Source organism: Paenibacillus sp. VTT E-133291 (assembly GCF_002264395.1).
Lineage (GTDB): Bacteria > Bacillota > Bacilli > Paenibacillales > Paenibacillaceae > Paenibacillus_AQ > Paenibacillus_AQ nitricinens.
The window spans coordinates 1-25,200 of record NZ_NFVA01000091.1; the positions used below are offsets into that span (position 1 = coordinate 1).

A 25,200-nucleotide genomic window follows, 5' to 3' on the forward strand; every position below is an offset into this window, starting at 1 on the left:
TATACCCCTCTTTTAACTAATTCGGCGCTTTCCACGGGAATATTCAAATCTAGTTACTTAAGGAAACTACCCCAATTCTATGATCTTTGTGTAACTCTAGTTTCTTCTTTCCATTTGGACTGCCATTGCTCCATCTTTGCTTTTCGCACAGCTTCCAAACGCTTGGTCTTCTCCTCATCAACACCGATAATAAAATGCAGATGTGCCGCAATGACCATAAAGGCGAAAAGTGACCAGACCACCCCAAAACCAAATACCCAGCTAGGCCCATTCGCAAGCGATAACTTCGGCAGAGCATACAAAAGCATGGCCAACGCCAGCAACAGATAGACACCATGTTTAAACTTGTTTCTTTTTCTCATAACTAACAGCTCCTCGTAGACAAGATATTCGATTGAATCTATATCTCTACTCTATGAACATGAAGCCCATAATATGAGACAAGTCCATAAAAAATATACTTCTATTCAAAAAATTATATAAAATAGTACGCATTTATATGGCTAGCAAAGCTTATATATGAGATGATAATTTCATTTAGGGGGCGATTTGGAATTGAATGCAACTTATACTCATACCGAATACATAATTCGAAAAAAGGTATTTTCGATCATGGGTGCGAAGCTTCATATTTATGATAATGCTGAGCAGCTTGTACTCTATTCACAAATGAAAGCATTTAAGTTAAAAGAGGATATTGCACTGTACACAGATGAATCTATGCAAAAGGAGCTTCTGCGAATAAAAGCCCGTAATGTGGTCGATTTTAGCGCTACTTATGATGTGCATGATACGGAGACTGGCGAGCACATTGGTGCACTGCGCCGCAAGGGACTCAAATCGATTTTGAAAGATGAATGGCTGATTCTCGATCGCCATGATCAGGAAATCGGAAAAATCAAGGAAGATAGCACCGCGATGGCTTTACTCCGCCGCTTCATCTCTATTATCCCTCAAAAATATAATATCGAGATGAATGATACAACGATCCCTACTTTCAAACAAAATTTTAATCCATTTGTTACAAAAATCATCGCTGACTTCTCTGAAGATCCCAAAGGTATGCTTGATCGCCGCCTAGGTTTGGCTGCTGGTATTCTTCTCTGCGCAATCGAAGGAAAACAAGATTAGCGGGTTTGCTCATACTAGTCACAAGAATAAATAGGGTGTTCCCAAAGCCAACCGGCTTCGGGAGCACCCTATTTAGATTGCACCTTTAATACCTTTTAGGTGAATACCCGCTTACTAAAAGCGTTTATTCGCCATACAATTGCGACAAGCTCTCGGTAATGATCTTGTTTACATCCTCAATTACAACACTCAGGCGACGTTCTGCATCGAACAGACGGCGAATCCCAAGATTCATGTTAAGCACCTCGAATAATTTCTCCATCTTTTCCATTTCTTCCTGTGGAGGCATATCTCCGCTCATCATCCGTTGTTGAAGCTCCATTTGACCATTGCGGAAGTTGTCGAGCATCGCCTTGGCTTCAGGATCTGTTTCTACCAGTTTCATTGCGTTGGTGATATCCGCTACCTCAGTGCTTTCTTTAATGGCTTTCGCCAGTTCATGTGCTTTGTCGTGAATACTCATTATGATTCCTCCTAAAAGTTTTGTGAGCATATGCTTCCTGATTTCACTTCGTACAAAACTCACTTCGGAAGCATGAGCTTAAGTTTTGTGAGCCACTACTTCTCGATTCGTCTTCGTACAAAATTCACTTCGGAAGCGTTGCTTAAGTTTCCAAATATTGATTCATCCATGCTTGTTTCGCTTCTTGGGTCAGACTTATGAAATGATGCGGCAAGGTTTTTAAAGAGTAGGTCAATCACCAAGGGTCATATGTCTCCATATGATGAATGATATGTAACCCTTAGCTACCAAATTGCCGGCATCATGCTGCCTACCGGAAGGAGATCCACGATGTCCCAATTCAAGATCCCGGTCCATACGGTCCACTCGGGCATCCTGCAGGAAAACGCTATAATGCTTGGCGAACGATCCATGAAAAGACTCAAAATCCCGGCTCACGGAACGCTCCAGCTGGCTTTCGGCTCTTTCCGGCAGGAGGTTACCATTATCCCGGCTCCCAAATCCGAAAGCCTGCGTGTAAGCGAAGGACTGGCGCGGCGGACCGGATGGAAACATCGGCAAACCCTCAACGCCTCTTACAGCTCCGTAAGTCGTACCTTGCGACTTGGACCGTTGATCGGTGTACTCGTCAGCCGTGACCATCCAGATAATCTCGACAGGCTGTTTGGACCCATTACCATGTTCTGTCGAGAATTAACAAATGCCTGCCACGCACAAGGCGCCTATGTATATTTCTTTACCCCGGAAGCGCTGGAAACAAGCAGCTCTTCCATCCAGGGCTGGGTATACAACGAGGGTTGGAGGAAAATGAGTCTGCCCATCGCCGATGTAATCAACAATCGGCTAACGACGCGAAAGGTGGAGAATAAACCTAGCGTACAGCATTTTTTGGCGGATGTAAAATCACGGTATGGAACGCATTTCTTCAACGAAAAATTTCTTGACAAGACAGAAGTATTTGAAGCTTTAGCGCAAGACCCTTCATTGAAGCGGTATTTACCTGAATCGCATGCTTTAAACGGTTTTGCTGTGGTAAAGAAGATGTGTAGCCAATATCCAAGCGTATTTCTAAAGCCTGTACGAGGCAGTCTCGGCAAAGGCATTCTCCGAATCTCCAAAGATGAAGGCGGAGGATACCGTTTGTTATCAACTACCTCTATAGGTACACGCAAGCAAAGCTACCCGACTTTAGCTAAACTGTACCAATCTATTGCTCCCAAGATGAAAACAACGCGCTACCAGATTCAACAAGGGTTGCCCTTGATGGAGCTCGGTAAGCGTCCTGTAGATTTTCGAGCTCTTGTACAGAAGAATGGTACCGGTAAATGGGGCGTTACCTCCATTGTCGCTCGCACCGCTGGAAGCAATCATTTCGTCTCCAATCTAGCAAGAGGTGGCAGTCTTAGTACTGTCCGTGAAGCCGTTAGCAAGAGCAGCCTTCCTCCAGGTACCAAGGATAGCGTACAGCTTCAGCTTCCAAGAGCAGCACTTGCCATTGCAAGAGGCGTAGAAACCTTTATCCCTGCACATTTCGGAGAGCTCGGAATCGATCTGGCACTGGATCAATCCGGACGAATATGGCTCTTGGAGGTTAATTCCAAACCTTCCAAGAACGATAACACACCGCTAAACGATCAAAAAATCAGACCGTCCGTCAAGCAAATGATTCTGTATTGCCGCTATTTGGCCGGTTTATAAGGAGGACACAATGACTGAAACAGCTATGGGGTTCCTCGGCATTATGACGGGCCGTCGCCACGGGAATCCTCCGATTGCCGAGCCAGAATTTTGCAGTCATTTATGCCGGGCAGCTCCGCGATATAACCTTAAAGTCCTCGTGTTTCATCCGGACGGAGTAGCGGCAAACGGGTCATCTATAACCGGTTATACATGGAAAGACGGAAGCTGGCACAATACGACCTCTACACCACCAGATATCATTTATAATCGTTGTTTTTACAATAGTCCGAAAGAAAGAAAAGAAGCTTCGTCTGCCCTCTCTTTCCTTCACCGTTCATTACCTTGGTCAAGAGGTTTACCTGATAAATGGGGCGTATACGAGATCTTGAAGCGCAACCGAAGAGCCGCTATTTTACTTCCGGAAACTGTACTTTATACCGGTACACGCAAGTTAAGCAATATGCTTGCTGAAAGAGAATACGGAGTTTTCCTAAAACCCAAAGCAGGCTCTCATGGCAAACGTACATTGCATGCCATAATGCAGAACAGACGCTCTGGAGGAGGCATAAGAGTACGAGGGCGTGATGGAACAAATACACCCTTTCAATATGTATTCAGCTCGCAGGATGAAGGACTGAACTGGATTCATGAATTTATCGGCACACGCCGCTATATTATACAGCCTTATCTGCACCTAACTAATCGTGAGGGGCAACCGTTCGATGTGCGTGTATTGATGCAAAAGAATGGCCTCGGCCGCTGGGATCTTACAGGCATGGCCGTTCGGCTGGGTAATCATGGTTCACTGACTTCGAACCTGCATGGCGGTGGAACTGCGGTTCCTCCTTTGCCCTTTTTGCTTGCAGAATATGGTCAGGATGGAAAAGACATCATGCAGGAGCTTGCTACAGAAGCTGCATACTTGCCTCCTCTTCTGGAGGCCGCATGCGGTAGGCTTGGAGAACTCGGCCTAGATTTCGGTATTGATTCGAGCGGTCGGATTCATTTACTAGAAGCAAATTCCAAGCCAGGGCGCACGGTATTCCGGCTGACGGGCGACCGCCGGGCTGCTAAGCTCGCCGCCGAGAATCCACTGTCTTATGCGCGCCATCTGCTACTCACACAGCGACGGATACCATCCCTATCTACGGACAGCTCCGTTATAAACGGGAGAATGATAACAATGGTTCCTAAGGAGGATTCATAAATGAGTCTCACTTTTTGCAATGTGCATTTCACTAAGCAGCCCCAAAGAGTTGTATATGTATCAGGTGCACTGATGAAAAGCTTGAAATTAACCGGGAAAAAGAACATACGCCTTAGACTCGGTAAAGATGCCATCCCGACCATGATTAAGCCCATCAAGCGTGCCGGAAATCATCTATTCCTTGCCACTGGTGTAAAGAGTGCTATCAAGGTTCCGAAATCTGGTGGGATCTATTTACGCAATCTACAGAATGACGAAGTACAGCTTGGACCTTTAGTCGGTGTATTGTCCGATGGACCAGCATCTTCAAATCAACCCTTCGGTTCTCGCACTGGCTTCATAAAGCAATTGCTGCGGGAAGGCAGTAATAAATGTTATATATTTGCCTTTATGCCGCGTGATATCAACTGGCAGCAGGAGCAAGTCTATGGTTATTTCTTAACCGCAGGCGGCAAATTCGAGCGTAAAATGGTTCCTCTACCTGATGTTGTCTACAATCGGCTACCCAGTCGGAGAGCGGAGACTTCACCTTATATCAACCAGCTTCGCGAACGATTTATGCGTAAGAAAATCCCTTACTTCAACTGGAGCTTTTTCAATAAATCCGATATTTATCGGTTGCTAGAAAATGACGGAGCTGCAAACCGTTACGTACCTGAGACCCACAGCAATCCCTCTTCCGAAAAAATGAGAGAAATGTTGGATCGCCACCACTTTGTATACTATAAACCTTCCGCAGGCAGCCTGGGTCACGGGATTTACCGACTCACCTATCTGCCGAAAAAAGGGTATTTTGCCCGCTACCGCAAGGGTGGAAAAAACGTGCTTCTGCGCTTCACTACCTTTGAAAGCCTCATGCGTATGCTTCGATCAAGACATGGTCAAGGCCTGCAAAATTATATCGTCCAACAAGGAATACGTTTGATTGAAATTGATGGCTGCCCGATTGATTTCCGATTCCATATGCATAAAAACGGCAGTAATCAATGGATTGTAGTCGGTATTGGTGCTAAGAAAGCAGGCCGAGGCAGTGTCACCACTCACCTCAAAAACGGTGGGGCATTACTTACACCTGGGCAGGCGCTCGGGCGTGTATTTGGCGGCAGAGCAGATGAAGTATTACAGCGTGCGAAGAGTACAGCCATTAAGCTGGCAGAATCTTTAGAAATCCAGCATCGTCATTTACTCGGTGAAATTGGCTTTGATCTCGGCATTGATCAGGATGAAGACATCTGGATGTTCGAGGCCAACGCCAAACCAGGACGTTCCATCTTCCGTCATCCTTCCCTGCGCGCTGAGGGCAAAGCTTCCATCGAGCACATTTTGGAGCATTGTCTATACCTCAGCAAATTCCGCAGGAGGGATGAGATGTGAACACCCATATTCCGGATGAAACAAAACCCGTTATTGCCATACTGACAACCAGCGATAAAGTAAGGCAATTTAATGGCAACCGTAATAACTTCCGGGACATCATCCGCACAGGCAAGGAGCTGGGATTTCTTGTCTACGTCGTCACTGTCCGTGACTTGAAGCTCGAGGAACGGATGGTGAACGGTTATGTCCCATCATCCAGTGGAAGAATATGGTACAGCATTCCTGTACCTCTTCCACAAATCATCTATAACCGAATTCCTACCCGTGAGGATGAGGAAAAACCTGCTGTCGTACGCAAAATAGCTCAATGCCTGGAACATCCAGGCATTGAGCTATATAATCCATATTTTTTCAATAAATGGAGTCTATTTGAATGGTTGAAAGGCTCGTATGCTACCTCGAAGCATGTTCCAAAAACCAGACGTTTACGCAGTGCAAATACGCTTATCGCCATGCTAAATAATCATACCAGTCTCTATCTTAAACCTGAGAATGGCAAAGCAGGTAAAGGAATTATGCGTTTAAAATACCGTGCAGATACTACATTACCTTATCGGCTGCAAATTCAAAGCGGCAAAAAAAATGTGACCTACAAAGCTGCCTCAGTAGAACGCCTCTGGGCACGGATAGGAAAAGAAAAGGGAAATTCGCGCTATATCGTACAGCAAGCTATTGAACTAGCGACTCACCGAGGACGACCCTTTGATCTGCGTGTACTTCTGCAGAAAAACAGCAGAGGCGGCTGGGCATTGACCGGCATAGGTGCGCGTCTAGCCGGTGCCCGCAGCATCACTACGCATGTACCTCGTGGCGGAAGTATCGAGGAACCCTCCACCATGCTGGAAAGCACATTTGGAACCGAAAGAGCAGCCTCTATCTTAAAAAGTGTACCTACAACTGCTCTGTTAATTGCCAGACAAATTGAAAGAGCCTCTGATTCTATGCTCGGGGAGATGTCCATGGATCTCGGTGTCGATGAGAACGGTGGACTCTGGTTCTTTGAAGCGAACTCCCGGCCGATGAAATTTGATGAGCCTGCGATTCGCAAGCTTTCTTTGGAGCGAATCTTTCAATATGGTCAGCACTTAGCACGCCATTCCAAGTAGAATTCATTAAAGGATGTGACACTGCATGCAGATATCCTCCATCTACGACACTGATGCTAAAAAGTGGAAATCGCGGTTAACCGGACTGCTTGCGTTTATAAGAGAGCATGGGGAGCGTCGGATTACAAACCAAGCTTGCAAGGTAATGGCCCGATTAACTCCAGAACAGTTGTCAGAGCCAGGTGTCTCGCTGCTTGTCGCCACCGTACGCGGTCAGAATGGGCGTCAGCTAGCAGGCGTAAGCTTCGTATCCGGTTTCGGTGAAGAGGCCTGTCTCGTTGCCGTGCATCCCTTATACCGAAATAGGCATACAGGCACCGCCCTTATGGCCGCCCAGTTAAACCGTTTAGGGCGTCTCGAATGCAGTGTTGCCAGCGATAATACAGCCAGTCTGAAAATGTGTTTCAACGTTGGTCTTGCCGCAGTGGCGCTTACTAGTGGCCCTACTGGCAAGCCAACTTTATTGATCCGGTCACCACAGAATACCGTCAGTACTACAAACTCTCCACAAGAAGGTGAACTCCTGTGCCAGAGCCCGTCTTAGGCATTCTTACTTTGTATATAAATGAAGCCAAGCAGCTTGAAGAAAAGGCCGTGTACCGGAGAATGATCATTGAGGGTAATCGAATGGGCTTGGATATTTTTGTGTTTACCCCCATGGATGTCCATCCCAGCAAAGAGCAGATCCATGCTCTTGTCTTTGATCTAAAGAGCGGGAAATGGTCACGTAAATGGCGTTCCTTCCCGAACATGATTTATGACCGTTGCCGTATCCAGCGCAGCACGCGCTTTCAGCAATTGCTTCGTTTCCGTGAACGCTATAAACATCTGCTGTTTCTGAATCGTCCACTGCGCAACAAATGGACCATACACCAAACGTTCTCACAAAAGAGTCGCTTCCGGCAGCATATGCCAGAAACATTACTGTATCATTCCTCTGCCGATCTGCACCGAATGCTGAAGCAGAGCCCGGTACTCTATATCAAGCCAGCAAACGGCACAGGTGGACGCGGTATCCTTAGAATTGAACGGGTGAAGGGTAGTAAAGGGGGCTTTGATATTCAAGGCCGTCGTCAAGATCGCCGGATTATTCCACCCCGAAAGGTCTCTGCCTCCCGATTGGATTCTATCGTTCGACAATGGTGTATTGGTGGACGTTTCCTCGTCCAACAGGGGATCCCACTTCGTCTGCCTGGCGGACGTTTCCATGATTACCGCATGCTCGTTCAAAAAAATGGGCAAGGAATCTGGGAACTGACAGGTATGGCAGCAAGAGTCGGAGCGGCCCGAAGCGTAACCTCCAATCTTCATGGCGGTGGGCACGCCGTTCGGGCGGAAACGCTGCTAAAGGAATGGCTGGGTAGTCAGGATAAAACCGATAAGGTTATGAAAACTGCCGAGAGGTTAGGACTTGATGCCGCTGCTTTCCTGGAAGAAAGTTTCGGAGCCTTATGTGAGCTCGCTCTGGACCTCGCTATAGATCGTGAAGGAAGAATCTATGTGCTGGAGGTTAATCCAAAACCTGCCCGTGAAGTGTTTGCCCGCTCTGGGGACGGCAACACGTATCGTAAAGCACTAGTACGTCCTTTGGAGTATGCGCTATGGTTATATAATAATAAAGGTGCCCCAGCGTCGGCTAAGACTACTGAGGAATAATATGATACACAAAAACAAAACAACCGCCACTCTGCAGGATGCAGAAAGTGCGGTTGTTTGTTGCGTCGTTTTTTTCATTTTGGCTAAAGCAGCATTTATGAATTCATTGCTGCCATTATGGATTTATGATTCCGGACTGAATCAGAAGTCTTCTTACTGCAGCGGCTGCTTCGGCACGAGTTATATTCTCGTTAGGCGCCAGCCGCTCATTTCTACCTACAATGATGCCGGCAGAAAGATTCATTTTCACGTCTTTTTCTGCCCATTTGGCGATCGACTTCGAATCCGTAAAGGACTGAAGCAGCTCTAAATACTGCTCTTCACTGCGGGAAGACACTAGCTCCGTAATTTTCATCGCTCTGCTGACGATGGTCATTGCTTCTTGTCGGGTGATGCTGTTATTCGGTCTGAACGTTTCGTCAGGATAACCGGCAATCAGCCCCCTCTCTATCGCAACTTCCATTTCCCGTTCATACCACACATCTGCCGGGACATCACTGAAGGAAACAGAACGCTTATCATAATTGACAATTCCCAAAGCTCTGACCATCATAGCCGTGAATTCCGCTCTGGTGATTGCACGCTGAGGCTCATAGAGCGTATCGCTCGTGCCGTTCGCAACGAGCCTGGAGCCCATTACATTAACATCCTGTTTGCTCCAATGCTGCTCGACATCCTGAAACTCTTCCGGATTCCAGATTAATCCGAAGACACCGGTCTCGAGACTGTTAATACGCGCATAATAACGTCCATTCTCTATATTTACATAAGTTGGCTGATGATAAATCTCGCCATCCTTGTATAGAACACCTGTTGTAATCTTCATTCCTTCCGGTACTGGCAACGAATATTCTCCCCAACCTTGACTGGATACGGATCGGGTCTGATTTTTATACGAAGCTTCGATATAGAACTTAACAGGTTGACCTACGGGCTGGACCTGCTTCCTCTTGGCTGCAAGCTTGAATCCTTCAATGTAGCTCGGATCGGCTGCGGTTAATCCTACACGAATCACAAGGTCTTTCGGATTCATATGTTCTTGTCCAAACAGCTTCTGGATTTTATCCAGACTTACATTACCAGCATTCAGCTTAATAGTACCTAAGTCGGTTTCAACCTTAATCACTCCATCCTGATCCTGGAGTTCCTTCAGCTTCTCGCCAGTCAGTTCAGTACTTCTACTGTCTGCTGGTACTTTTGCTGGTGCTGGATCAGTGCTGACAACATTAGAGTTGCCAGGGTTCTGAGAGTCGCCCGGTTCCTTAGCTGCGATTTGAACCATCTGGAAAATACTGAATTTGTCGATCTGGAACTCTACAAAATCCGGTCTACCTTCAGCGGTGTACCCAATCCGCAGAGGAGAATACACCACAATATCACCGTCACTATGCTCAACATAGATTCTTAGGCGATCTAGGAAGGCATCTCTGGCACTGGAGCTTTCAACAGGAATCTGGTTAGCCAACTCAGACAATGGAATCCGGATAATCGTAGTGATCCCACTGTAGTTGGTCTCAATTCCTCGCGGTATTCCCTGCACTTTAAGAGTCTGGTCACTGGCTAGTGACAACTTCGTAGTACCGATATTAATGGCGTTCGTCTGGAAGTTCTTCTGTTCCTTCAAATCATTTACCGGTACAATTCTGAAATACAAGTCTGTACCTGCAGCTTCCAACTGCTTGATACTCGCTTCATCCAAATGAATGGATCCCAGCCGAGTGACGATATCCAATGTAATATTACGTCCTGCAAGGGTCAATATGGCCGATGCTGGAATTTCTATAGCTATCTCGTCCGCAAGTGCAGAAGAATCGTCCACGTGATTTATGGTCAGACTTCGATTCGCCAGATCCGGATCATTCGGATTCACAGCTTCCACCAAATTAAACATTGTATCGTCGTCCACAATGATTGTATCAATATTAGTCCCATCCGACATGTTGGTTCTTAGTATGTTGATGCCTTGCTGCAGCGTATTGCCATCGTTATTGATGGACAACTCGGCCTGTCTGGAGGTGGCATGACGGATAGCTCCGTCCTTTGTCACACCTAGCGCCTTGACAATCAGCAGATATTTTTTGGTTGCAGTTTTGCCTTTTCTGCTAAAGGTTGCGGTCAGAATGACGTTGGTCTCCTCATTTTTCCGGTTCACTCTGCCCTTTGCTTCTTTAGCGTTCTGCTCAATTCCGATGACTGCCGGATGGTTAGAGGTCCATGTAATATCAGTGCTGTACTTTCCAGTCTGCAGCAGCACGAAGCCTTCAGTTACACTTTCCCAAATGTCACCTTCCGCAAAAATTGCAGCATCGTCTATCTTCAGATTTCTTGCTGCCTCGTCCACTGCTTCTTGATCACTCAACTTTTTAACAATGACCGTAAACGTCTTCATTCTAGATTCATCCGGCTTGTCCGGATCGGCAAGCTGCACGGTAAGCACTACCTTTACGTCCTCTTCATCCGGACCGGGTCTGCTAATCCGCCCATTGTTGGAGAGAATATCAGGATTACTCGATGTCCAAGTCAATAAGGAACCGGTATCTCCTTTGGTTGTCAAAAATACATTTTTCTTTACAGAAGTCTCGGAATCTCCCGATGCATATCCAATATTCACATTAAGTTCATCCTGGGGAAGATCAACCAGACTGGTTCCCTTAACCGTGATGTAAAAGTCCTTTTCATGAAAGAAGCCATCCTTCGTTACACGAGCGGTCAATCTGACAATCGTATCCTTCAACGGTCGTTTGATTTCACCTGTGTTACTGACAATATCGCTCCTATGACTAGTCCATACTACTTCGGAATTATAAAAGCCCTCCGAGATCAGCTTAATATTATGCGTTACACTGTCTGCCGTATCCTGATCGGTATAGCCGATTCTCAACAAAGAAATTTCTTCATCCAATTGATCATTAACATCCGCAAGCTTTGCCTTAACGTTAAGGACAAACTCTTTCGTTAAGGTTGCTTCACCCTTGCTTACCACTGCAGTCAGAGTTACCGTCTGGTCCCCTTCCAGATAACCAGGACGTGTTACCTTGCCGTCTGTGCCGATGACTTCCGCATTTGACGTACTCCAGGCAATGCTGCTGCCGTTGCTTCCTTCCTTCAGCAGTTTCAACAGTGTCTTCACGTCCTCCTGGTGCTCATTATCAGCCCGGATCATCTTCCAGGTCAGCCCTGCCAGGTCTTCGCTTACGGCTTCACTGTCTGTCTTCGGCTGCTTGATGACTGTCACAACGAATTCCTTCGTCTGGACAGCTTCACCCTTGCTTACTGTCGCAATCAAGGTTACCGTCTGGTTCCCTTCCAGATAACCAGGACGCGTTACCTTGCCGTCTGTATCAATGATTTTCTTATCCGACGTACTCCAGGTGATGCTGCTGCCGTTGTTACCTTCCTTCAACAGCTCTAGCAGCGTCTTCACGCCCTCTTGGCGCTCGTTATCGGCCCGAATCATCTCCCAGGTCAACCGATCTAAATCTTCAGTAACCGACTGCTCATCGGTACCCGCTGTTTTTTTGACATTAAGAATAAAGGTCTTCGTCCGGACAGAGGAACCATTCCTGAACTCCGCTGTTAAGGTAACCTCTTGATCCCCTTTTGCGAATGAAGGTCTAGTAACGGTACCGTCAAGCGAGATGACTGCTTCATTCGTAGATGTCCAGATAATCTTACTTCCGTAAGCACCCTCTTCAGGAAGATAAACATCCGAGGTGACAGAAGCTTGCTGGATATTCTTTTCCCGGATCGCGTCCCAGGTAAGATCAGTCATATCGCGAACAATTAGAGAAGTTGCATCCGGCACCTGCAAATCGAAGTTATTCGAGGTGAGTGATGCTGCAGCGTCAATGACAATGGCAGGATCAACTGTGACCGAAGCAAACGCGGCAGCATCAAATTTCTTCGTTACCTGTCCCGTAAAATGGACTTCGAGTATAGTGTCACTGATGCGAACCACAGTGAAGTCCAATCCATCCGGTAGGTTATTGATCGTTACACCAGCGTTAACCTCATCGGTAAATCTGCCGTTCTTCAGGGTTACCGTTAAGGTCTCCGCAACTGAGCCATCGCCCGCGTCATGGAGAATATCTGGAGAAGCCATAATGATCGGCGGCGGAGAACGGAATAAGACCGAGAAGGTTGTTGACGGGATACCCGCAACCGTCACCTCCGCATTATTTATACTATCCGTGATTTCATGACTGTCTGCATGTCCGGCAATAGATAAGGTCATTTGGGTAGGATTATCAATCATAATACCGCCTACATCCAGTCCAGCCGGCCAATTCACCGCGTATACTGAATCTGCAACGGATGCATCAAAGATTCCGTTCTTGAGTTCCAGGACCAATGCATCGGCAATGCTGCCATCATTAAGATCGGATTCATAAACAGGGGAGTGAACGACCAGAAAAGGCTCCTTGTCCTTAAAATCAATCTTAAACGTATTCGTGCTTAGAGATGTCGGACTTCCGACAAGCTTATCAGCCGCTACTGTTACGTAGGCATTGTATATGTCCTCCGTCTCCAATGCGATACCGTCAAAGCCGATTTGAAGCTCCTTATCAGAGATTCTCTTCAATGTCGTGCTTAGCCCTTCAGGAAGATTTCGAATCTTGATATCAGTTGAACCAATATCCGAAGCAAATTTGCCGCTGGTAACGGACAAAAGCAATGTCTCGGTAATCTGTCCGCTGCCGTATACGGCTTCCGAGACAAGGCCTTTATCCAAGCTCAGCATAGCTGGATCAATAAAGGTAAGACCAAAGGTCTTGGTTGTCAAATCAGAGGATGTCCCCATCAGATTCTCTTTGCCGACTGTCACAGACAAGTTATCTACACTAAATTCCTTGCTGTGGTTTACCGCTGCACCGGTCAGCTTGAAGTTAAGCTCGGTATCACTCAGCCGAGTCACCTCAAAGCCCAGTCCGGCAGGCAGGTTGTTGATCCGAATATTGTTCACGTCAATCCGATCGGTAAGCGTAGCTCCAAGGATATTGACCTTTTGGTTGCCCTTCACCGTACCATCATTGGCCTCCGTCTCAGTCAGAGCGGTGCTGCCCTCATCCAGCTCAATTTCCGCGAGGACCTCTTTGAAGTCCCGCTCGTCCAGGCTCGTGTAGTAGGTGAAACTCTTACTCTCACTTGGAGCCAGAGCTCCCGAATCCCAGGTCATCGTGATACCCGCATCAGCCACCACTTCCTGATTTTTAGGCTTCGGACTGTCATACGCCTCAGAGGCATAAGGATCTACATTGGTAAATCCGAATACAGATGCCTTAGCCTGCGGATTGCTTGAGTAGAAGAAGATAGGTGCTCTTGAACCAAATGCTTTATAAAGCGGGTCTAAGTCCGAATTGGTCTTCGCTTCAACGACAGCAACGCCATCCTCCTCTACGGTATGAGTTACCCTATTAGCCGTTACATATGATCCGCCCTGGTCTACCGTATTATCCGGATCCATTGAACGCATATACCTCGCTCCATCCCAAGTCTGGTCGGAGAGATTCTTAATTGTGACGTCATTACGGTAGAACTTGTAATCTTCTTTAAAGCTTATAACCTGCTTAATTTCCATTTTTCCGGCCCATGTTGAGACGATAGTCGCACTCAGGAGCCCTTTATCCTTCTGCGAGGTATTCAATACCGTAGTCGGCATTTGCTTGGTGTTCATCACAGCCGAATTGGATCTCGCATATGTATTTCCGTCCACCTTATACCCTACTGCGAACCGTTCCTCAGGAGAACCCGGCAAATAATAGTCCACCGGCAGATCCAATCCAGTTCCATAGCCGTCATGGTCCGCACTCATACCCAGATTATTTCTACTGTTTGTTCCGCGGAAGTCCGCGGGTTTATTGCCCTCGGTGCCGAAATCGCCCCAGTTGCTGATTCCAAGCTCTATATATTTCCCTCCTAGGAAAAGCTCAGTTCCGCCTAATCCGCCATATTCGGCCCTTGCCCCCGCTCCATCTGCAGCCGCATTTACTGTTGCAGGAGCAACAGGAACGATGGACAATACCATAGATAACACCAACATTATCGCTAACAGCTTATACCTCTTCATTGTTCACTCTCCATTCCTCATAGTCATTTTTTACTGCATTCACTTTTCCGGTGTAAGAAAGATGATGGCTGGAAGCAGCGAATGTTTACTACCTGCCAATCCCAACAAGGAAACTTGCTAACAGGCAGGATGTCCAATTCGTGCCAATCTTTCAGTTTGAGCACCTGCACTCCTCCTTTTAGAGAATGATGTAGTTTCATAAAACCAAATCAATCTCACAAAAAACTCACAAAAACTCGATTGGTGTCGAGATATTTACCCGCAGTATAAAAAAACAGAGCAAACGATGGCTCATTGGCGCTCTGCCTGCATGGGTTATGAAAACTGCCGAGAGGTATAATAATCAACAACAAAATAACCGCTTCTTTGCAGAATGCAGAAAGGCGGTCGTTTGTTTATTTCTTAATATTTTGATTAGTTCAAAAAATAGGGAAGGAAAAAAAAAGAGCATCGTGGTGCCCATACAGATAAAGAGCAGAAGTTGCAAATTTTTATCTAATAGATGTTTTATGAACCATAGATAACTCACAATGCACAATAAAAGAACAGCACTATAAAAAAATAAGGAATCATATTGAGGTGCTGTAAATATGTCTCCACCACCAATAGATAAAACTATGCCTATAACTAAAAACCACATTCCTATTCCAATTCCAGCACTTAAAGCAATAAAAAGAAAACTCATTATCATTTTTATGCTCCTTAGACTTACTTCCCAGTTTCTCATCATATGAATTGTAAATATTCCCATTTAACTAATTATCGGATTATCTCCTTTGTTTATGTATACGAAGAACTACAAAATCGGCGACCTGGTTTTTATTTGAAAGCTGAAAGCAAGTCGCCGCTTAGTTATCTGCATATTATCTTATTTTACATACCGATTCCTGATTGCAAATACGACCGCTTGTGTGCGGTCATCGACTTGAATTTTCTGGAGAATTCGATGCACATGAGTCTTAACCGTACTCTCACCAATATAGAGTTTACGGGCAATCTGCTCGTTGCGCAATCCATAAGCCATCTGCTGTAGAACTTGCAATTCCCTTTCTGTAAATGGATCAAGCAATGGTTCATATGAAGCTGAATCCAACGCTTTATCCTCAGGGGCTGACCGCACAGCTTGACCAATCACTTTGGCAGCTACAGTTGTACGATAAATAGCCTCCCCACGGTATGCGGCACCCACAGCATCAACCAATTCGCCAGGTGCAGCATCCTTAAGTAAGTATCCTACTGCCCCTGCGCGGATTCCTCGGTATACGTAGTCTTCTTGGTCAAAAGTAGTTAGGATAACCACTTTGCAATCCGGCAGAGTTTCAACAATTCTACGGGTCGTATCAATCCCATCTCCCTCATTCATATTTGTACATCCATCAGCACTACATGGGGTTCAACTTGAACTGCCAATAGGACGGCCTCATGGCCACCAGATGCTTCACCTACTACCTCCATATCCTCTTGAGCATTAATAATAAACCGCAAGCCATGTCTTACCAGATGCTGATCATCAGCCAAAAGCACCCGGATACTTGGGGTGGTCATAACTTCTCACCTCTTGTTCTATCTTTCGTATCATGCAGTGGAATGTTAAGTGTCAATTTCATCCCCTGTGGCTTCACAGCTTCAACACTTAAAGAACCTCCAGCTCTTTCGCAACGAGCCTTCATACTGGATAGACCAAAGCCAGGAACAACGGCATGCTCTTCGCTGTATATGCCATTATCCTCCACTGACATCGCTAGTTTGCCTTCAATCTCCGAGATACATATTTCAACCTCTGAGGCCTGGGCATGGCGAATAACATTCGTCAGCGCTTCTTGAAGCGTACGATATAGTAATTCAGAAGTCTCTGGAGTCCAAAGACTCGTAGGTTCAGGAGTGAAGAACTTAATTGTAAAACCTGCCATTTCCCGTACCTGATTAACCAAACTGGATAAAGCAACTAAACCAAGCCCAACTTCATCGCTGCCCATCCGGTGTGCAACCGTACGTACTTCTTGCAAGCTATGTTTAACTACGTTCAGAATAGTAATCATTGCTTTATCCGCTTCTGCGGCATCTTTTTTCATCATATAGGGTAAAGCTTGAAGCTGTACAATCGCGGATGTTAACCCATTGCCGATGCTGTCATGAAGATCCATAGAAATCCGACTTCGCTCTTCAAGCACTGCATAATGTAGTAAACGTACAGTCGCCTCCTCCAACTCCCGATGTGTATCTTGCAGTTCTTCATACGTTTGTTTTAGCTGCGCATGAACCTCCCGCAATTCCTCATAATGACGTTTAGCAGCTTCATTAGTTTCACGTTTTACTCTGCTCCCCCAAAATAAAATATAGGTTCCTGCATGGGCAATGGAAAAGATTAGGATCTGATTGGGTGCCATTTGACAAATTCCAAAAATGAATGCATCCATACTAATTATGACTGTAGTTAGCAAAAGAGATGTGTAAATCGGTAAGCTTAACACAAGGTATCCTATAAGATAGAAGATGAATTCAGCAGCTCCATTGGCTACATTAAAAAAAATAGCATAGGAAACCGTGACTATCCAGACTATCACCACAGCAGCTATACGCACACGATTACCCCGAAGCCACTCTGGAACCCAAATCAAAATAAGGTAAGGAAGCCGGATTAATATTCCTATGACTAACTCTGTCCAAGCCGCCTCCTTCAGAAAACCAACAAGACTAAAGCACAATAGCAAGCTTAAAATAACGTTTCTAACCTGAACCGAAATAGACAGCCAAACCGCTGCAAAGGTCTGTTTAATGATATCCATCCCATTTCAATTAAATATTTTTGGGTTTATTACTGCAAACGTTGCACCTTTAAATAGAGAAAATAGCGGCTTGCACAGATGTTACCCAGCGGAATAAAAAGCATCGCCGTACTTAAGGAGAGCACAGAATAATGTGCCCCCCACGCGCCTGCCAGTTGACGAATGAGCATAATCACAATAAAAATAACGATGCTGGCCAAAGAGCCTTTAGAAGTTATTCTACCTGTAACAGGATGAATACGCACCTTCATTAGCTTTCCTCTCCAAGCACCCGCAGCTAATCCAACGATCAAGCACACGATACACAGCAGGATTCCAACTGGAGTAATTACAGACTTGCCAATACCAGACAGAAGGGAGTATGCAAGTACAGCAGGCAATATCCATAAGCGGGAGGCTTTCACCTCTTTCTCTCGTAATGCTAATAACATCACAACAATTACAACAATTACATAGTTGAGCATGTTGGTCACCCTCTTTCGTTTTTCTATATTTGTTGAAAATAATACTTTAAGCTTAATTGAACTCCGGCATGTTGAAGTCCATCCACAGATGGATTCTGAACTCAACCGGAAGGTATTAAACGATGCGAATGCAAAAAAACCGCCCATTCATGGGCGGCATAATCTACATTTTACCTTGTTTAATCCAAGACCATATTCGGTAAGAGCCAAACAAAGACGCAAACAATAAAAGTGCCAACATGATCAGCCAAATGCCCAGCCGATTTATATCCCGTAGCCCAAATACATTAGAGAATACAAATACACCACAGACTATAAAAAGAACATACATAAAAACATTAGGAATTACCCAAATAATCCGCAGCTTTATGTTTCTATTCTTCAACCCTGTCGCCTCCTTTGGAGTGTCATCTTTATTATACAAATAATTGATAGCAAAATTTAGAAACATCAAAAAAAGGCAAACCTCCACTTACGAGGTTTGCCTTTTTTTGCTTTCCAAATCTAAATCGCGATACTCCTATTCGCTAACCGATGCGTTGTCGTACAAGTCTATCAACTCATTGAAGGAGGTGATAATTACATCGGAGCCCTTCAGCTCATCCTGACGTCCAAACCCTGCATATGCACAGCCGATGACGGTTTGAGCATTTCCCTTACCTGCCTCCACATCGGACGAGCGATCGCCTACCATCCAGGCACTCTTGATTCCATGATTGTCCAGCAAAATGCGCAGCAATTCTGTCTTCGTCGCAGTGCCTTGACCACCCGCACTATACAATCCTTCAAATAACTCTTTAAGCTCATGCACCACAACTATACTGTGAATGTATTCCTCCAGCCCATTACTAGCCACAAACAATCGTACTCCACGCTCTTTTAGGGCAGTCAGTGTTTCGACCACTTGAGGATACAATAACGTCCCACCTGCTTCAAGTCCTTCGACCTCTAGCTGCAACAGCAGCTCATCTGCACGGCGGTGTACCGCCTCATCAGCATCAGGCATAACCTTCTTCCAAATATCTGCCAATAGCATCCCTAAGCTGCTTAGAATACGCTCCTCCGGTGGTGTAGGTCCTGCATATAGTCCCTCTTCCCGCAAAATATCGAACATTTTATGATATGCAGGTAATAAAAGACTTTCAGTCTGGAACAATGTTCCATCCATATCAAAAACAATCGCTTCCGGCTTGTTCAACTCCGAGTGAACCGCGTTCAGTTCTGTTCCTTGTACCTCATTACTCATCTGTTGTTCCTCCCCATTCTCTTTTGCTTCAGGTAAGCACATTCATCTGCACGAATTCTCCAGTACAAGCCCTATGATATATGATATCACTTCAGAATGTCCATGCTCTCCACATTTCTTGTTGCAGTTTATATTTCATTATGATATATTTCAATCTGTAATATAACACATTGAAATATAAAGGAGAGATATCCATGTCACTTCAATTAATCATGCGCTTTCTCAAGCAGCCTGCTACTATCATTGGGATCATAACTGCACTGTTGTTCCAAGTCTTTTTCAGTTTGATCTGGATTACAGGCTATGACCATGTAACCGATCGAGTAGATCGGTTGCCCATTGCTATAGTGAATGAGGATGGTGCCAATGCCCAGCCCATTGCCGAAGGGATTGCAGGCTCGCTGCAGTTCGTAACTAAACAGGACTTCACGCTGAAGGAAGCCCGGAAAGAGCTGGAAAATCGGAAAATTCGTATGATTATTAATATTCCGCAAGGGTTTACCGGACAGATCAGTAATCCTTCCACAAAGGCTGAACTCCGTTACCTCGTAAATGAATCCAATCCGCAAATGGTTAGCAATGTTATGCAGACTGTAGCCCTTAAAGTCACGGCTGCCATGAACACTCAAAGCAGTGATGCAGCACTAAACCAAACCCTTGAAGCTATGAAACTGCCGAAGGCACAAGCAGAGGTCATCAAAAGTGCGGCAAGCAGCCGAATCTCCGCATACGTTCAAATCATCAATCCCACAACTAACTTTGCACAAACTATGGTTCCGTTAATGATTGTTACTGCCTCCTTTACCGGAGCTATGTTGCTCGCTATGAATCTCCAAAAATCGTCCTCCAACCTGTCTGGCCAATTCGGTAAATGGGATCGTTTGGCAGCACGATTCGTAATCATGGGTGGAACAGCCATAATCACATCACTAGTGGGAACTATGATGGTTAACTCACTAGGGATTCACTCTAGCCGCGGTTTTCTACTCATGTGGCTGTTTGAATTCACCGTTATTCTCTCCTGTATGATCCTTGCCCAGTTCAGTCTGCTGCTTCTTGGGGACGCTGGCGCCTGGTTAAATATTGCGCTGCTCTCCATCCAAATGTTGGCTTCCGGCGCAACGATTCCTCGTGACGTATTGTCTCCGTTTTATAGCTGGATCGGTCCCTTCTCACCTGCTTACTACGCGGTAAATGGTATGCTCGACCTGGTTATCGGAGGTAATGGTATATGGAAAGATATGTTCTACCTACTCTGCATTGGCGCAGCAATAGCTGGATTAAGCATTATCCTAACCTTCATTCGTAAGGAAACTCAGTTATCGAGAGAGCAAGAGCCTGTACCAACAAATGCGTAATGATGTAGTTTGTCACTTCGATTATGCCAATTCAAATTGAGAGCGATATGCAGTTGTGATATGGTAGGAGGTGAACGAAAGGAGCGGTAACGATTCATGAACATACAAGATGTGATTCTAGGATTATTATGTGAAAAACCTCAATCGGGTTATGAGATAAAACGGCATTTCGAGGAATACTTCTCTTTTTTCTTTGATGCTAGCTACGGCACTATCTACCCAACCCTAAGTAAGATGGAAAAGCTAGAGCTAATCACCAAAGAATCCGTACGCCAGGAAGGCAAACCTGACAAAAATATATTTACTATTACCCCTGCCGGCTTGAATCAGTTCCATGCTTACTTGCAAAGACCGGCCGAAAAGGAAGTGCTGCGTTCAGATTTTTTTATGCATCTGTATTTCGGAGATAAGACCGATAAAGAGAACATAGATAATCTACTTCGGCAAGCATTGATAGAAAAGCAGGCAATGTACGATGATCTTGATCAGAAATTAAAGCAACTAGATTGCAAACTGTCCCCTTACGAAAAGCTATGTATGGAACTCGGCCTTGTGCAATATGAAGCCTTTATCAAAAAAGTTCAAAGTGTGCTGGAGCCTGAATAAATATCGTTTGGGCAGTGGGTTTCCTATTTTTTAAGGGGATCTGCTGCTTTTTTAATGTGATATTAAAAAAAGAACCGGCAGCATGCACAATTCGTGCTTGCTGTACCGGTTCTTTTTTTAACAAAAATGTGTAATCTATCGACTACACTCTGTCAAAGCTAGAAATTAGCTCATCGAGAACATCTTTGCTTACCATTTTACCTTTGAAATTGATGAGGTTCTCTGCGCTTCCGGAGAAGATACAAGTTGGCTCATATTTTCTAAGAATAATTTTCTCTCCATCTACAAAAATCTCGAGCGGGTCTTTTATGTCAATTCCCATCGTTCTACGTAGTTCAATAGGAATTACGATACGTCCCAATTCATCTACTTTTCTTACTATGCCTGTCGCTTTCATCATCGTACATCCTCCCTTGAATTCACATTAATAATCATTTTTGCTAAAAGCTATGTAGGCTTCTATGTGATAGTAATGATTACGCTATACTCTAATATTAAAGTGCTATTCATTCCCTGTCAATTTTATTTCTACAAAATATGATATTTATCGACAATTATTCGACAAAATGATGTACGTTTTCGACAAAATGCTGTAAAGCGAACCAAATTATTCGTCTTGAAATTAATAAATATCCAACATTGCGATTACAAATTAGCTTGCAGAGTATCCCTATTGATACCCTCATTTACCCAATACATCAAGTCTGGAAACACTCCGACGTAAATAAGAGCATAGATATGTTTAGTAGATTTAATACAGACTATTTATGCTTTATGCATCAACTTTTTTCGACAATCTAGCTTTCAACTATGTACTGGTTTAATATAAGTATTACATATTATTAATAGAAAGATCAAATATTGGATAAATTTAGTATAATTAATTGAATTTAATTACAAAAAAAACCGACCAGTGATCTCTGGTCGATCTATTCTATCGTTATAGTGGCTTCTCCGTAACCCTGCCATTCGCATCAACAATTGCATTATAAGAAAGGTTATTCATTAGCTTGATCGTCTTCCTATTGTAAGAATCATCCATAAAGTTGGGCTGTCCCCCAATAATCTTGACTGGTGTAATCTTACTCGTCACCTGGGCATCATTAATCTCAAAAGTCACTAGCATCGAGTGAAGCGTCTTTTCTCCACCACGTGTTGAACGATTAAACACAAAGTTTCCAAGTGAATAATAGATCGGTTTATTTTTGTAGTATTCAATGCCCATCAGGCAATGGCTGTGTGCGCCGAGTATGATATCAGCACCACTATCAATCATCTGTTTAGCTAGCGTACGGGCATATTTTTCAGGGTAATCCTTAAACTCTTCATTCCAGTGAATGTACACAACCGTGTAATCATTCTCCTTAGACATCTTCTGAATAGCCGTAAGCATAGGCTGCGAGGTGTACGCTGAGGCAGCTCCCGGTTTATTGTTGCCGGCATACCAAGAAGGGCCTGAAAGCACTCGACTTACCCCTAAGATAGCGATCTTCTTCCCCTTTACCGTCCGTGTATACGGTTTGAACGCTTCCTCTACATCTTTGCCTGCTCCTGTATGGCCAATTTTGTTTCGATCCAGATGCACCAGTGTGTCGAGCATAGCGTCTGTTCCGAAATCTAATATGTGATTATTAGCCAAAGATACGCCGTCAATCCCAGCATAGGTTAAGCCACTAAGCACTGTTGGTTTGGACCTAAAGGCAAAGGTCTTCTCTGCAGCCTTCCCTCGAATAGACACTGGCGTTTCCAGATTCGCGAAGGCGATATCTGCCTTTTGCAAGGTAGGTGCGACTTTCACAAACGGAAAGTTCACTCCGTATTTCGCGATCTGATCACCCACAAAACCATCCAAGAGAATATCACCAGCAAAAGCAAGTCTGATAGGTTCTGAAGATGGCGAGGCTGCACTAGATGCAATCGTCGAAGGGAGGATAAGTGATAACATAAGGGTTGTGAGTATCATTCTTCGCAGCATATTCGACCCTAATCTCAAAAATACAGCCTCCTATCATCAGCATTATCTATATTAGCTTATTCTAGCTTACTGGAAATAGATTACTAATTTAAGGGTAAGAAGACCTGTTATCCCTTTGATTTTTTCAAAACAGCCCGGAAGCACTGTAACCCCCCCCACAAATCTGTGGACACAGCATCTGCAGGCAACTCAAAATCCGTCTCCCCCCAATATTGAAAACCAGCCTGCAGCAGCAAATCATTCATAAGATTTAAGTTTACCGTTGGGTAATCAAACGTTAGCACGAGCAACCCTTCTTCATTCAACGTTCGGTGAAACTCCCGTAAAGTGCCCACCGTATCCTCTAAGGTCAAATGCTCCAGCACTGATATGCAAAAAATAGTGTCAAAGCTCTCGTCCTCATATGGAAGAGCCGCAAGATTGGCCTGAGCAAGATGCAAGTTGTTAGTTCTTCTAGCTATAACCTGTTTCGCCGCTTTTTCCCCGATCTCATCTGTAATTGCTTCTAGGATGTCCTCCCGGTAAATAACCCTGCTGTCCATATCGCAAGCATAAACCTCTGCACATACCCCAGCTAAATAAAATTTCAAGGGATGAGGAATTCCACAAGCAGCGTCCAGCACCACACCATGTGGAGAAATGAAGTTAATACACCACTCATATTCAAAGGGACGGCTCCACCAGGATTCTGGCAAATCATAAATTAACTTCTCACGACTTGCATCTGAGTTTACAAAAAAACGCGAGACAAAGGGATGTGTTGGCATGGCCAGGACTCCTTTTTAACGGAATTTAAGGTAGTGAGAGTATATTCATGATTTTCTGATTCATTCCATAACCTTACATAGACAAGAAAAAGACGGCTGCTCCCGAAGGAAACAAACCGCCTTTTTAAGGACCTACACTTATGAGAAGTATGAAAGCGGCTTCGCTTCAACTCCATGTTTCTCGATCAGCGTATCCAATAGCTCAGACCATTCTGCATCCACCGTGCATTGTTCAGGATGTGCCTCAAACCAAACAACCGACTGCTTTATCCCTTCAGTGAAAGGGACGGTCGCCTGGAAATCAGGCACGAGACGTTTGATTTTACGATTGTCAAAAACACTGCTGACCGCTTGATCGCCGATCAAGCCATCCGCCGTCCCTGAAGGAGTGAAGGCTGTGATAAAGTCTGTAGAGATATGAACCACTTTCGGCTCCACCCCTGCCGCTCGCCCGATAGCCGCATAGATCTGATTCCAGTTCAATACCTCGTCAGATGTAATATGAATGGCCTCCCCAATCGCATCCGGATGCCCTAGCAATCCGACGAACCCTTTTGCAAAATCTGAGTTATGCGTCAGTGTCCACAAAGATGTTCCATCTCCATGAATCACTATAGGCAAGCCGCGACGGATACGATCTATCAAGGACCATGGATGCTGTCCACTCGTGAGTGCCGCAGGGATGGCAGTGTTTCCGTAAGTATGGGAAGGACGAACAATCGTTGCCGGGAACCCGCTGCTCTTGTGTGCTTCCATCAATAGCTGCTCGCAGGCTATTTTATTCCTCGAGTATTCCCAATAAGGGTTCTCCAGGGGTGTCTCTTCTGTGATTACATAATTACGCTGCGGTTTCTGGTAAGCCGAGGCTGAGCTGATAAATATATATTGCTTCGTCTTCCCTCTGAACAGGTCAATATCTGTCTGCACATGTTCCGGTGTAAAAGCAATCCAGTCCACCACTACGTCGAATTCGTAATTTCGTAATATTTCGGCAGCCTCCGCCGGGTTACGAATGTCTCCTTGAATCACCTTCGCCCCATCCGGAACGAATTCGCCTCTTTGTCCTCTGTTGAACAAATACAGCTCGATCCCTTGCTCTACGGCAAGCGGGGAAACAGCCTGACTAATCAGTCCCGTACCTCCGATAAATAATACCTTCATTTCAAACGCTCCTTATAGAGGATGTTCAAAAAGTCCGCTTTTGATCACGAAGGATCACAAGAAGCGTACCCGACATCGAATATTGAATTCAGGCAAAACTTCCGGTGCTCACGTAGCTAACACTACGCTCCGCTCCTCAGTTTCTACCTT

General features: G+C 45.0%; 20 protein-coding genes and 1 pseudogene. 9 read left to right on the plus strand and 12 right to left on the minus strand.

Annotation, left to right across the window (positions count from 1 at the left end):
* Positions 1 to 77 precede the first annotated feature (77 nt).
* A complete protein-coding gene (locus CA598_RS25965; RefSeq protein WP_094874146.1) occupies positions 78 to 362 on the minus strand; it encodes a hypothetical protein in 285 nt (94 codons plus the stop codon).
* A gap of 193 nt (positions 363 to 555) precedes the next feature.
* Here CA598_RS25965 and CA598_RS25970 point away from each other — a divergent pair, with 193 nt between their 5' ends.
* A complete protein-coding gene (locus CA598_RS25970) occupies positions 556 to 1,131 on the plus strand; it encodes an LURP-one-related family protein (protein ID WP_094874145.1) in 576 nt (191 codons plus the stop codon).
* Positions 1,132 to 1,255: 124 nt separating this feature from the next.
* On the opposite strand, the gene CA598_RS25975 is transcribed toward CA598_RS25970, so the two are convergent.
* Entirely contained in the window at positions 1,256 to 1,594 is a 339-nt protein-coding gene (locus CA598_RS25975) for a YlbF/YmcA family competence regulator (protein ID WP_076121521.1), read from the minus strand.
* A gap of 330 nt (positions 1,595 to 1,924) precedes the next feature.
* Here CA598_RS25975 and CA598_RS25980 point away from each other — a divergent pair, with 330 nt between their 5' ends.
* Genes CA598_RS25980 through CA598_RS26005 form a run of 6 tightly spaced genes read left to right on the plus strand, consistent with a single transcriptional unit; the run spans position 1,925 to position 8,620 of the window.
* A complete protein-coding gene (locus CA598_RS25980; RefSeq protein WP_094874144.1) occupies positions 1,925 to 3,292 on the plus strand; it encodes a YheC/YheD family endospore coat-associated protein in 1,368 nt (455 codons plus the stop codon).
* 10 nt (positions 3,293 to 3,302) lie between these two features.
* Positions 3,303 to 4,481, plus strand: a complete 1,179-nt coding sequence (locus CA598_RS25985; protein WP_094878380.1) for a YheC/YheD family endospore coat-associated protein — start codon at positions 3,303 to 3,305, stop codon at positions 4,479 to 4,481.
* Complete coding sequence (locus CA598_RS25990; RefSeq protein WP_094874142.1) at positions 4,482 to 5,855, plus strand: YheC/YheD family endospore coat-associated protein; 1,374 nt, start codon at positions 4,482 to 4,484, stop codon at positions 5,853 to 5,855. It begins immediately after the preceding gene.
* Positions 5,852 to 6,964 carry a YheC/YheD family endospore coat-associated protein gene (locus tag CA598_RS25995; RefSeq protein WP_094878381.1) on the plus strand — a complete coding sequence of 371 codons (1,113 nt, stop codon included), beginning with the start codon at positions 5,852 to 5,854 and terminating at the stop codon, positions 6,962 to 6,964. Before CA598_RS25990 ends, CA598_RS25995 begins: the two co-directional genes overlap by 4 nt.
* Positions 6,965 to 6,989: 25 nt before the next feature.
* Positions 6,990 to 7,508 carry a GNAT family N-acetyltransferase gene (locus CA598_RS26000; protein ID WP_094878382.1) on the plus strand — a complete coding sequence of 173 codons (519 nt, stop codon included), beginning with the start codon at positions 6,990 to 6,992 and terminating at the stop codon, positions 7,506 to 7,508.
* A complete protein-coding gene (locus tag CA598_RS26005) occupies positions 7,490 to 8,620 on the plus strand; it encodes a YheC/YheD family endospore coat-associated protein (RefSeq protein WP_094878383.1) in 1,131 nt (376 codons plus the stop codon). Before CA598_RS26000 ends, CA598_RS26005 begins: the two co-directional genes overlap by 19 nt.
* Before the next feature lie 115 nt (positions 8,621 to 8,735).
* Here CA598_RS26005 and CA598_RS26010 read toward each other — a convergent pair whose 3' ends face one another.
* The 6 genes and pseudogenes from CA598_RS26010 to CA598_RS26040 form a co-directional block, all read right to left on the minus strand.
* Positions 8,736 to 14,687, minus strand: coding sequence for an S-layer homology domain-containing protein (locus tag CA598_RS26010; RefSeq protein ID WP_094878384.1), 5,952 nt, complete (start codon positions 14,685 to 14,687; stop codon positions 8,736 to 8,738).
* An 868-nt stretch (positions 14,688 to 15,555) separates the two neighbouring features.
* Positions 15,556 to 16,232, minus strand: a pseudogene (locus CA598_RS26020) (response regulator).
* The gene (locus tag CA598_RS26025; protein WP_094878386.1) at positions 16,229 to 17,473 is read right to left on the minus strand and encodes a sensor histidine kinase; all 1,245 of its coding nucleotides are present in this window, start codon (positions 17,471 to 17,473) and stop codon (positions 16,229 to 16,231) included. The pseudogene CA598_RS26020 and the gene CA598_RS26025 overlap by 4 nt, the downstream one beginning before the upstream one ends.
* Before the next feature lie 29 nt (positions 17,474 to 17,502).
* Positions 17,503 to 17,937, minus strand: a complete 435-nt coding sequence (locus CA598_RS26030; protein WP_094874134.1) for a CcdC protein domain-containing protein — start codon at positions 17,935 to 17,937, stop codon at positions 17,503 to 17,505.
* Between the two features lie 163 nt (positions 17,938 to 18,100).
* A complete protein-coding gene (locus CA598_RS26035) occupies positions 18,101 to 18,322 on the minus strand; it encodes a hypothetical protein (protein WP_094874153.1) in 222 nt (73 codons plus the stop codon).
* A gap of 135 nt (positions 18,323 to 18,457) precedes the next feature.
* Positions 18,458 to 19,183: an HAD family hydrolase gene (locus CA598_RS26040; RefSeq protein WP_094878387.1), complete on the minus strand. Its 726-nt coding sequence runs from the start codon at positions 19,181 to 19,183 to the stop codon at positions 18,458 to 18,460.
* 194 nt (positions 19,184 to 19,377) lie between these two features.
* Here CA598_RS26040 and CA598_RS26045 point away from each other — a divergent pair, with 194 nt between their 5' ends.
* Positions 19,378 to 20,541: a YhgE/Pip domain-containing protein gene (locus CA598_RS26045; protein WP_094878388.1), complete on the plus strand. Its 1,164-nt coding sequence runs from the start codon at positions 19,378 to 19,380 to the stop codon at positions 20,539 to 20,541.
* Between the two features lie 96 nt (positions 20,542 to 20,637).
* Complete coding sequence (locus CA598_RS26050) at positions 20,638 to 21,147, plus strand: PadR family transcriptional regulator (RefSeq protein WP_094878389.1); 510 nt, start codon at positions 20,638 to 20,640, stop codon at positions 21,145 to 21,147.
* A 142-nt stretch (positions 21,148 to 21,289) separates the two neighbouring features.
* On the opposite strand, the gene CA598_RS26055 is transcribed toward CA598_RS26050, so the two are convergent.
* From CA598_RS26055 to CA598_RS26070, 4 genes are all read right to left on the minus strand, one after another.
* Positions 21,290 to 21,547, minus strand: a complete 258-nt coding sequence (locus CA598_RS26055; RefSeq protein ID WP_042125931.1) for an AbrB/MazE/SpoVT family DNA-binding domain-containing protein — start codon at positions 21,545 to 21,547, stop codon at positions 21,290 to 21,292.
* Positions 21,548 to 22,087: 540 nt separating this feature from the next.
* Positions 22,088 to 23,092 carry a CapA family protein gene (locus tag CA598_RS26060; RefSeq protein WP_445671397.1) on the minus strand — a complete coding sequence of 335 codons (1,005 nt, stop codon included), beginning with the start codon at positions 23,090 to 23,092 and terminating at the stop codon, positions 22,088 to 22,090.
* 137 nt (positions 23,093 to 23,229) lie between these two features.
* Complete coding sequence (locus CA598_RS26065; protein WP_094874130.1) at positions 23,230 to 23,889, minus strand: class I SAM-dependent methyltransferase; 660 nt, start codon at positions 23,887 to 23,889, stop codon at positions 23,230 to 23,232.
* Positions 23,890 to 24,027: 138 nt separating this feature from the next.
* Positions 24,028 to 25,050: an SDR family oxidoreductase gene (locus CA598_RS26070; protein ID WP_094874129.1), complete on the minus strand. Its 1,023-nt coding sequence runs from the start codon at positions 25,048 to 25,050 to the stop codon at positions 24,028 to 24,030.
* Positions 25,051 to 25,200 lie beyond the last annotated feature (150 nt).